Below are 4,231 nucleotides of genomic sequence, written 5' to 3'. Positions count from 1 at the left end.
GCCGCCGCACCGCCGGCCGCCGTCGTTGCCGCACCGCCTTCGGCGCCGCCGCCGGTCGCCGCGGCGAACACGCCGGCCGCGACCGGCACCGCACCGGTCGAGCAATTGCCGGCCTACTGGCAGCTGCCGTACAACGTGCGCAAGGAACTGCCCGCATTGAAGCTGTCGATGCACGTCTACAGCGCGACGCCGGCCCAGCGCTTCGTCGTGCTCAACGGCAATCGCCAAGTCGAGGGCGACGAGCTCGGCGGCGACGTGCACGTCGCCGAGATCCGCAGCGACGGCGTGGTGCTGACCTATCACGGCCAGCGCTTCCTCGTCCCGCGCAGCGGTTCCTGATTCCGTTCCCGCGCCGGGCGCCGGCGCGACAGCCGCGCCAGCGAGGATTCCGTGGTTTTCATCCAGGTCGAATCGCGCCGTCGCCGCAGCCCGCCCTGGGCCACGATCAGCATCGTCGCGCTGAGCGTGCTCGCGTTCTTCTGGCTGGCCGCGACGAGCGGCGAGGAACGTCTGGCCCTGCTCGCGCGCTGGGGCACCGTGCCCGCGCGGCTGTTCGACACCAGCGCGCCGCTGCTGCGCCAGCTCGTCGAGCTACGCGCGCTGCGCCTGTTCAGCGCGCTGTTCGTGCACGCGAACTGGCTGCACCTGACCGGCAACCTGCTGTTCCTGATGATCTTCGGCCTGGCCGCAGAACGCCTGCTCGGCTCGCGCCGGTTCCTGACGCTCTATCTCGTCGGCGGCGCGGTCGCGAACCTCGTGGGCGCACTCACCTTGTCCAGCGCGGTCACCCCGATCGTCGGCTCAAGCGGCGCGGTCTCGGCCGTGGTCGGCGCCTACCTCGCGCTGTTCCCGCGTTCGCGCCTGGGGCTGGTGCTGCCGCTGGGCCTGTTCCTCGAATTCGTCAAAGTCCCGGCGCCGGTGCTGATCGGCTTCTGGGTGCTGCTGCAGCTGCTGTTCACCTACGTCGGCCCGACCTTCGGCGCCATCGTCTGGTGGACGCACATCGCGGGTTTCCTCGTCGGCGCGCTGATGGCGCTGATCTCGCGGCCGGCGATCGCGCGCCGGCTGCGCCAATGACGGGCGCCGCGGCGCCGGACCGGCTCATGAAGAAACTTTTCAAGATTACCTTTCTGAACAACGGCAAGAGTTACGAGCTCTACGCCGAGCACATCGGCTCGAGCCATCTCTGGGGCTTCACCGAAGTCAGCCAGCTCGTGTTCGAGCCGCGCGGCGAAGGCCTCGTCGTCGACCCGACCGAGGAGCGCCTGCGCGAGGAATTCGAGAACACGCGCGTGCTCTATCTGCCGATGCACGCGATCGTCAAGATCGAGGAAGTCGAGCGGCGCACCCCCGCCGCGATCCGCGACGCGGCCAGCGGCGAGAAGATCACGCCGTTCCCGTACCCGCCGGCGCGGCCGCGCTGAGACGACGCCCCTAGTCCGTCGTCCGTCGCGGACCGACGCTACGCAGGAACCGCGGCGCGCGGATCAGCCCTTGGCCGGAACGGGGACGGCCGGCTCCGACTTGCGCAGGGCCATGGCCTTGAGCACGTGTACGGCTTCGTTCAGCGCGTAATCGTCGAGCGGCGGCGCCTCGGTGTTCGCGGCGACGGCCTCGGTCTTTTCGTTCTCGCCCTTCAGGTGGTTCGGCAGGTCGCGCTCGCTCGTGATCAGCGACGGCGCGGCGTCGCGTACGGCGAGCTTGAGATCGCGCAGCTCGATGTCGGGCGTGATGCCGGTGGCCTGGATGGAAATGTCGGCCGGCGTGTAGTAGCGCGCCGTCGTCAGCTTGACCGCATGGCCGTCCTCCAGCGGCAGCACGGTCTGCACCGAGCCCTTGCCGAAGGTCTTCTGGCCGAGGATCAGGCCGCGGTGATTGTCCTTGAGCGCGCCGGCGACGATCTCGGCCGCCGAGGCCGTGCCGCGGTCGACGAGGATGACCAGCGGCGCGCCGTCGGTCAGGTCGCCCGGCGTCGCACTGAAGCTCAGGTCGGTGTCGTTGAGGCGGCCGCGCGTCGTCACGATGACGCCGCTGTCGAGGAACGCGTCGCTAATTTCGACGGCCGAGGTCAGCAGGCCGCCCGGATTGCTGCGCAGATCGAGCACGACGCCGCGCAGGCTGCTGGCGTCCTTGCCGCGCAGCTTGGCGAGCTTGCGCTTGAGCTCGCCGCCGCTGTCCTCCTGGAACTGGGTCACGCGCAGGTAGGCATAGCCCGGTTCGAGCCAGCGCACGCGCACGCTCGCGACCTTGATCTTCTCGCGCTTGAGCGTGATGTCGACCGGCACCGACTCGCCCTCGTGCACGACGGTCAGCACGACGCTGCTGCCGGGATTGCCGCGCAGCAGCTCCACCGATTCGTTGACGTTCTCCGACGAGACGGCCTTGCCGTCGATGCGCGTGATGATGTCGCCGGGCTTGATGCCGCCGCGCTCGGCCGGCGTGTCGTCGATCGGCGAGACGACGCGCAGCACGCCGTCGATCGTCAGCACTTCGAGACCGAGGCCGTCGTAGGCGCCGCTCGTGCCTTCGGTCAGGTCGCTGAGCTGGCGCGGATCGAGGTATTCGCTATGCGGATCCAGGCCCGACAGCAGGCCCTTGATCGCCGCCTCCATCAGGCGCTTGTCGCCGACGTCGTCGACGTAGGCCTGCTTGACGAGGTTGTAGACCGCCGTGAACGTGCGCACGTCGTCGATGCTGACGCCGGCCTTGGCCGCGGCGGCCTCGGCCGTTTCGGGCGCGGCCGGCGCGTCGGCCTGCACGGCCAGCGCGAACGTGGAAAGGGCGAGGAACAACAGCGAACGGGACGGCATGGCTACGACTCCGGCGAACGTGCGACGACTATACCGCGGCGGCGGCACGGCTCCGACCCGCCGCGGCGGCGGAAGTGCCGTGCCCGGCCGTCGAGAAACGGCCCGAGGCCACCCCGCAGGGATGCCGCGAGAGTCGACCGCGCCAGCGCCGGATTCCCGGCGCGCGCGTCGCCGGTGCCGTGCTCTCGAAAAAGGGGCGGAAGTCCGTTTTTCAACTGCTCGGTCAGGGCGGCTTGAGCCAGCCGCGCGGATCCAGCGGCTTGCCGCGCGCGCGCAGCTCGAAGTACAGGCCGCTGCTGCGGCGCCCGCCGCTCGCGCCGGCCGTCGCGATGGCCTCGCCGGCGTCGACCCAGTCTCCGACATCCTTGAGCAAGGATTCGTTATAGCCGTACAGGCTCATGTAGCCGTCGCCGTGGTCGAGGATCAGGATCAGGCCGTAGCCCTTGAGCCAGTCCGCATAGGCGACGCGGCCGTGGGAAATCGCGCGCACCTCGGCGCCGTTGGCCGCGGCGACGACGATGCCGGAAATCGCGCGGCCGGAATCGTCGCTGGAACCGAAGCCGACCGCGACCTTGCCGGCCAGCGGCCAGGGCAGGCGGCCGCGTCGCGCGGCGAACGGTTCGGCGGCCTGCAGCTGCTTGGGTATGTCGGCGAACACGTCGCGCAGGCGTTCGAGCAGCTCGACCAGCGCCGCCTCGTCCTTGCCGAGCGCAGCCAGTCGCGCGGCCTGGTCGCGCAGGTTCGCATCGAGCGCGTCGACCATGCCCTGACGCTGCAGGCGCTCGGCGTCCAGCCGCGCGTTCTCGGCGTTGCGCACCTCGCGCGTCGCGTTGATCTGCGCGACCTGCGCCTCGATGGCCTGCTGTATGCGGGCCAGGTCGGCGAGATCGGCCAGCAGCTCCTCGATGCGGCCGACGCGCGCCCGCTGGAAATAGCGGTGATAGGCCAGCACGCGCGAGGTCGCGGCGACTTCGTTCTGCTGCAGGATCAGCTTGAGCTCCTCGTGCCGGCCGAGGGCGTAGGCCGAACGCAGCAGCGCGGCCAGCGCGTCGCGCTGGGTCTTGAGCTTGTCCTCGAGCTCGCGCCGGCGCGCCTGCAGGCCGTCCAGCTCCTTCTGCTGCTCGGCGAGCTTCTCGTCGAGCTGGCGCAGCTCGCGCGCGATCGCGGCGATGCGCGTCTCGCGCTCGCGCAGCTCGACGACGACGCCGCCCTTCTCGTCCTCGGTGGCCTTGCGCTGCTCGGCCAGCTGGCGGATCTCTGCGCGCGTGGATTCGAGCTTGCGCTGCGCCTCGTGCTCCTCGGCGCTGCCTTCGCCGTCCTGGGCCGGCGCGGCGGCCGCGGCCGGCCTCGGTCCGCCGGAACTCCCGTCCTGGGCGAACGCGGTGCCGCTCAGCAGCGCGAGCGCGACGGCAAGCACGACG

At 70.6% G+C, this 4,231-nt stretch carries 5 protein-coding genes; 3 read left to right on the top strand and 2 right to left on the bottom strand.

Annotated elements, in window-relative coordinates:
- The 3 genes from NON22_RS20965 to NON22_RS20955 all read left to right on the top strand — a co-directional run.
- Window positions 1-339: general secretion pathway protein GspB (locus NON22_RS20965; protein ID WP_257388929.1), on the top strand; the 339-nt coding region annotated here is incomplete at its 5' end.
- 51 nt (window positions 340-390) lie between these two features.
- The gene (locus NON22_RS20960; protein WP_257388928.1) at window positions 391-1,077 is read left to right on the top strand and encodes a rhomboid family intramembrane serine protease; all 687 of its coding nucleotides are present in this window, start codon (window positions 391-393) and stop codon (window positions 1,075-1,077) included.
- A gap of 26 nt (window positions 1,078-1,103) precedes the next feature.
- Window positions 1,104-1,424: a DUF1820 family protein gene (locus tag NON22_RS20955; RefSeq protein ID WP_257388927.1), complete on the top strand. Its 321-nt coding sequence runs from the start codon at window positions 1,104-1,106 to the stop codon at window positions 1,422-1,424.
- Window positions 1,425-1,487: 63 nt separating this feature from the next.
- Here the strand turns inward: NON22_RS20955 and NON22_RS20950 are convergent, their stop codons facing one another.
- Both NON22_RS20950 and NON22_RS20945 read right to left on the bottom strand, forming a co-directional pair.
- Window positions 1,488-2,810 (bottom strand): S41 family peptidase, encoded by a 1,323-nt coding sequence (locus tag NON22_RS20950; protein WP_257388926.1) that lies wholly within the window; start codon window positions 2,808-2,810, stop codon window positions 1,488-1,490.
- Between the two features lie 223 nt (window positions 2,811-3,033).
- On the bottom strand, window positions 3,034-4,231 hold a 1,198-nt coding region (locus tag NON22_RS20945; RefSeq protein ID WP_257388925.1), incomplete at its 5' end, for a murein hydrolase activator EnvC family protein.

It is taken from the genome of Tahibacter caeni (assembly GCF_024609805.1).
Taxonomy (GTDB): domain Bacteria; phylum Pseudomonadota; class Gammaproteobacteria; order Xanthomonadales; family Rhodanobacteraceae; genus Tahibacter; species Tahibacter caeni.
This window is presented reverse-complemented; position numbering and strand designations above follow the sequence as displayed.

Excerpts from the sequence above, each read along its gene's own strand:
- NON22_RS20955 (WP_257388927.1), top strand. The coding sequence starts at position 1,104 with ATGAAGAAACTTTTCAAGATTACCTTTCTGAACAACGGCAAGAGTTAC.
- NON22_RS20950 (WP_257388926.1), bottom strand. The coding sequence starts at position 2,810 with ATGCCGTCCCGTTCGCTGTTGTTCCTCGCCCTTTCCACGTTCGCGCTG.